Source organism: Arthrobacter terricola, from assembly GCF_004354015.1.
Classification (GTDB): domain Bacteria; phylum Actinomycetota; class Actinomycetes; order Actinomycetales; family Micrococcaceae; genus Arthrobacter; species Arthrobacter terricola.
The window spans coordinates 1-5,219 of record NZ_SMRU01000072.1 but is presented as its reverse complement, the minus strand read 5'-3'; the positions used below and the strand labels follow the sequence as shown (position 1 = coordinate 5,219).

At 60.5% G+C, this 5,219-nt stretch carries 5 protein-coding genes and 1 pseudogene; 1 reads left to right on the top strand and 5 read right to left on the bottom strand.

Annotated features, from left to right (window positions below):
• The 5 genes from E1809_RS26085 to E1809_RS26065 all read right to left on the bottom strand — a co-directional run.
• Window positions 1–1,513, bottom strand: a 1,513-nt coding sequence (locus E1809_RS26085; RefSeq protein ID WP_133207119.1) for a primary-amine oxidase, incomplete at its 3' end; no start/stop codon positions are given.
• 38 nt (window positions 1,514–1,551) lie between these two features.
• Window positions 1,552–2,562 (bottom strand): heme-dependent oxidative N-demethylase family protein, encoded by a 1,011-nt coding sequence (locus E1809_RS26080; RefSeq protein ID WP_133207118.1) that lies wholly within the window; start codon window positions 2,560–2,562, stop codon window positions 1,552–1,554.
• Complete coding sequence (locus E1809_RS26075) at window positions 2,559–3,536, bottom strand: PDR/VanB family oxidoreductase (protein WP_133207117.1); 978 nt, start codon at window positions 3,534–3,536, stop codon at window positions 2,559–2,561. Before E1809_RS26075 ends, E1809_RS26080 begins: the two co-directional genes overlap by 4 nt.
• The gene (locus E1809_RS26070; RefSeq protein ID WP_133207116.1) at window positions 3,533–4,015 is read right to left on the bottom strand and encodes a dimethylamine monooxygenase subunit DmmA family protein; all 483 of its coding nucleotides are present in this window, start codon (window positions 4,013–4,015) and stop codon (window positions 3,533–3,535) included. The genes E1809_RS26075 and E1809_RS26070 overlap by 4 nt, the downstream gene beginning before the upstream one ends.
• 11 nt (window positions 4,016–4,026) lie before the next feature.
• Window positions 4,027–4,404 carry a cupin domain-containing protein gene (locus tag E1809_RS26065; protein ID WP_133207115.1) on the bottom strand — a complete coding sequence of 126 codons (378 nt, stop codon included), beginning with the start codon at window positions 4,402–4,404 and terminating at the stop codon, window positions 4,027–4,029.
• Between the two features lie 620 nt (window positions 4,405–5,024).
• Between E1809_RS26065 and E1809_RS26060 the strand changes: the two are divergent.
• Window positions 5,025–5,219, top strand: a pseudogene (locus tag E1809_RS26060) (amino acid permease); the annotation flags it as partial.

Genomic DNA, 5,219 nt, shown 5'->3' with positions numbered 1-5,219 from the left:
TGCTTTCGTGGTTGACGATCTTCCAGAACCGGTGCTTGGACGTGTCGGCCTTGCGGATCGCTGCCTGCTCGGTTTCCAGGAGCCGGTCCACGGCCTTGAACGCGGTGAACGTCGGGTTCTCTTCCGGGATCACGGTGTCCACCTCGTACACGGAGTTGTTCACCCCGTCGATTTCGAAGTCCATGCGCACGTTGAAGATGTGCTGGTGGATCGGACCATACAGCCCATCGTTGTTCAGGTTCTGACCATACGGGCTCTTCTCGCCCGGGTGCTGCCCGGCCGTGGACAGGATCCCGGTGGCCTTGACCAGGAACTCGATGGACCCGTCCAGGAACAGGTGCCAGTAGAACGCGTACTCGTAGTTCGCGACCGTGGCGATGAAGGAAATCACCAGTTTCCGGTTCCGGCGGGTCTCGGCCGTGCCCTCCCGGAAATCAAAATGCTTCCACAAAATCGAGTCGTCTTCTTCGTGCATGCAGATCGCGTTCTCGATCGTGAGCGGGTTACCGTGACTGTCGGTGGTGATCCCGTCGAAGTACTTGATCTCCCCGGTGCAGTCACAGCCCAGGGTCAACGAGTTGGCCATGTTGCCGATGTTGTACTCGCCCGAGTCGAACGCGTTCTTCTTCGCCTGCACCGGGGCCGGGTCACCATACGGGACAACCATCTCGGCCAGCGAAGCACGGTTGATCACCGGACGCTCCACGCCCTGGTCACGGAACTTCAGCTGATGCAGCACCAGGCCCTCACGCGGGGTGAACCCGACCCGGAAGGACCAGTCCGCCCACCGCACATGGTTGCCCGTGACCGTGAACGAGGCCCCCTCGGGCTGCGTGATGGAAATCGGCTTCAAATCCGTCCGGGCCTCCCCGACGTACTTGGGCAGGTAATTACCCCGCGCGGCCGGGACCGGGATCGCCTCGTTGTCATCAATCCTCGCCACCTGGCCCGAGGACAGGTCATAGATCACCACCAGGTTCTCGATCGGGTGCGCGTACGGGGAATCATCCGGCTCATCCCGCACGAACACCAGGGCACGCATCAGACGCCGGCCCTGCGCGTCCTCACCGAACCAGCCCACACTCCAGGGTTCGAAGCAGACCAGGTCCAGGTCCGTCAGGCCGCGCTTGGCCAACGCCTCGATCACCCGCGGGTCCTTCTTGCAATTGACCTCGCACTCATCAAACTCATCCAACATGAACGGCGGCTGCACCCCCTTGCCCAGCTGCGTCCACGAAGACACCAGGCCCCCGTCCAGATCCACCACGGCCTCGAACGCGGACCCCGTCGCCCGGTCAATCAACACCGCATCAGCCTCACGCACCACCGCGGCACCGGCACGCAACTCGGCCTTCGCCGGCTCACGCAACTCCACACTGCCAAACCGGAACGACTCCGCAGCAGCAGGACCCTCCCTCAAAATCCCCACCGCACGCGAAATCTCCGCCCGCGACAAAGGATCCAAAGGATGCGCCGTACCCACGGCGGATTCCACTTCACTGTTGATGGTCATGCTTTTACTCCTTGAACTTTCGTTTTTAGTGCGGATGTTTATGCGGCTGACTTGCCGGATAGCAGCCAGTCGGACGCGGCTTTGCGGTAGCGGATGATGCCTTTGTATTCGGCCATGTCATCGGGGAGCTCGGCCAAGACATGGCCGAACTTTTCCCGCCAGGACGGAACCTTGGCAATGTCAGACAGGGGGAGGAGGTAGCTCCGGATCAGGAACATCAGGACCCCGCTGTGCGGGAGGCGGATCAAGTGCTGGACTTCCACGCGGAGGTGGAGCTTGTTGGGCATGTCCGGGTCGTCGGCGATGGTTCCGCGGTCCGGGCCCCATTCGGGGTAGGTTTCCGTGGAAGTATCGAGGCGGCGGCCGACGGTCATGGTCCAGTTGGTACGGCGGAACTGTTCGCCCGGCTGCAGCCGAAGAAGGAACTTTTCCGCGCGGCTGACAATGTTCTCTTCCTTGACCCGCGGGACAGGGCCGTGGATTTCGGCAAAGGTCATACCGACGTCGAAACCGAAGGACCAGTCAGCGGCAAAGGTGACCAGACCGGCGTCGAGCCACATCGTGTTTTCGCGGACGTCCAGCAGCACAATGTCGTCCTGGATCTGGGTGCCCAGGAACCGCATGGGTTCCATGGGCAGCGAGTCATCGTCGCCCATGGTGAATTCCAGGTCGAGGCTCTGCAGGGAGTTCTGCCAGCGGCAGGTGTCACCGTCGCGCTGGAAGGACATGATCTCGGGGTTTTCCGCGGCCATGGAGGGCAGCAGGGTGGCGATCGAGTCCCACACGGCGGTGCGCATGTGCGGCAGTACCTGCATGCGGGAAGGGTCGCGCTTCAGGATCGCCTCTCGGTCGGCCAGTTCTTCGTGGTAGAACTCGTCAATGTCGATGAGTCCTGCGCCCCAGTTGCCAACTTCTGTCGCCACGTCCTTGTTTGCGGGTTCGACGTTCGCGCTGTAGCGGTAGAAGTCGTTGGCGAATGGGAAGGGGAACTTCCTGATCCGTTCCGGCAGGACGGCGAGTTCAGAGTCTTTGTCGATAGTGATGCTCAAAGGTCCAACTCCAATTCTGGGTCTTCGCTGCGTGAGACGCAGCACATCATGGTGGTGTTGGAGGCCTTTTCCTCATCAGTGAGGTAAAGGTCCCGATGTTGCGGGGTTCCACGGAGGACCGGTAGGACGCATTCGCCGCAGATGCCCTTGCGGCACATGTTGGGGATGGTCTTGCCTGCTTTTTCGAGGGTCTCAAGCAGTGAGACGCCGGCTGGAACATCGAGCTTGACGCCACTCCGGACCAGGTTCACCGTGAAGGGTTCGCCGTCGTCCAGTTCGGCTGCGCCGAAGGCTTCAGAGTGCAGCCTCGCTTGCGACCAGCCAAGCTCGCGTGCTTGGTTCAGGACCGAATCCATGAAGTCGACCGGGCCACAGACGTAAAGGTGGGTGCCGAGGCTCTGGGTGGTGAGCTGTTCGGTGAGGACCTTTTGGAAACTGTTGCGGTCACCGCATTCGGTGAGCGCTGACCCCATCAGTTCCCTCGCTTCATCCACGTGGGCTCCGGCTCCGGGCCGGTAGACGTAGATCAGGGACGACGTGGTGCCTCGGTCAGAGGCTGCCCTGGCGTGGGAGAGGATCGGCGTGATACCGATGCCGGCCGCAACCAGGAGATGATGCGAGGCATTCGACACCGGGGCGAATGCGCTACGGGGGTACGAGACGAACACGAGGTCGCCGACCTCGAGCTGGTGCATGGCGATGGAACCGCCGGCACCCTCGTCCACCCGCAGGACCGAGATGATGTATTCGGACGGAGCATTGCCCGAACCGGTAAGGGAGTACGCATTGACGCCGCTGCCGTACTGCACGACGAGATGGCTCCCTGGGACGTACGAGGGCAGCCTTCCCCCCGAAGGGTCGACCAAGGTGATGCTGCTGATCGAATCGGTTTGGGCGCTGATGTTGGTGACTTGAAGCCGGAGGCCGCCTTCCACTGCGGGGTGGACACTGCTTTGCAGCGCGGTAATCGTCATGATGCCTCCTCGGCGTAAGCTGAGTAACCCAGGTAGGCGCCCATGCGGCGGGAAAAGTGGTCAGTGACCGCCAACGTAGTGGCGCATCCCTGGCACTCCACCTCGGCGCCGTCCCCCTGCATAATCGTGGTGGTGTGGCAGTGAGGGCAGTAAATAACCCGGGGACCGGCCAGCGCCTCCAGAAGGGTGACTTCCTCATCGAGGAGCCCGCAGTCAGCCGCGAGGGCTGCCGCTGCGCGGATTTCCGCCGGCGGACCGGAGAGCACAAGCCGGACCCCGACGTTTGAACGTTCGAGCGCAGACCTGAGCCCGGCAAGGGCTGCCGGGGTTGCGGCGTCAAAATGCAGCTCGTGCCTGGGCTGGGCACCGGGGTCGTAACCCGCGGTGTCACCTGTAAGGCCGAACGAGGCACAGATGACACCGCGGAAACCCGGTTCCAGCCCAGCCACCGCTGCCTGCGGCATGGACATGGAACACATGGGGTCAGTCCTTACGGCGCGAATGAACGGTGACCGGTGAAGAACCCCAAACCATACTCAGGGGTTTCGAACTTCACCGTTGTACCCTTCGGGAAAAACAACACATCGCGCTCCTTCGCGTGGGTCACTTCCCCGGTGGACTGGTCCGTCAGGATGAACTCGCCCTGCACCACGACCTTCATTTCGTCGTAGGTGTACGTGTACACCAAAGGCTCGGACGCCTTCAGCTCGAAGAAGCCGGCACTCATGACCGACCCTTCAGGGTTGTGCAGTGAATCAGCGATCGCCGCGACCGTCCCGGGCTCGTTCATCGACGGCAGATCACGATAACCGCCTTCTACCTTGTGAATGGATCCGGCCTTGCTCAAAGTACCTACGAGGGCTTCCATGGTCTCTCCTATGATTAGCAATGCGAAAACAAGGTTCATCAAAAAATCAGAACCGCTAAAGATTGGGTGCGCACGATTCGTGCTGAATATCCGATGTGATGCCAGTCACGTTTTCTCGTTGCAGTAGCAAACCTACGCGACGTAAATCATCTAGTCCAGTCTTTTTAAAAGAAATCTTTTGGCAGGTTCAGTTTTGGAACCTCCCAACCCCTGGGTTCGACAGGGTTTGCCTGGGTGCTTGAGGCCACCTTTAAGGCCGCTTTCAACCCGGTAAATAGGAGATCTCGCCCCATGGCGGACCGGTCCGGCAAAGCTGACGACGTCGATTCCGCAGGCCAGGCTCGGAAAGCAAAGAAAAAAGTTCAGAGGAATAAAAGCTGTTGCACGAGAGGATTAAGGCTGTACTCTCTGTAGTGATCTGTTTCACAGGAGACGCCGCAGGGATGATCCGCAATCCTGCTTTAGGTCGGAGATCGGGTAAGCAAGAACCTCCCCGGACACGACAGGTTCGTCCCCGCCCGCCGCTAGTTAGACCCCGCTGGCAGCGTCTTCGCCCATGACCCCGACGGCGTAGTCATTGGCTGTAAAGCCATTCAGATTCGACTAAGGACTTCCCCCATATGTCTGAACTCAAGCAACATGATTCGAGCGGTCTGCAGGATTTTGGTTATACGCAGTCGCTGGACCGCAGTATCGGTAAGTTCGCCAGCTTCGCGGCCGGCGTGAGCTATATTTCGATCCTTACGAGTGTTTTCCAGCTCTTCTACTTCGGCTATGCCACCGGCGGCACGGAGTATTTCTGGTCCTGGCCGATG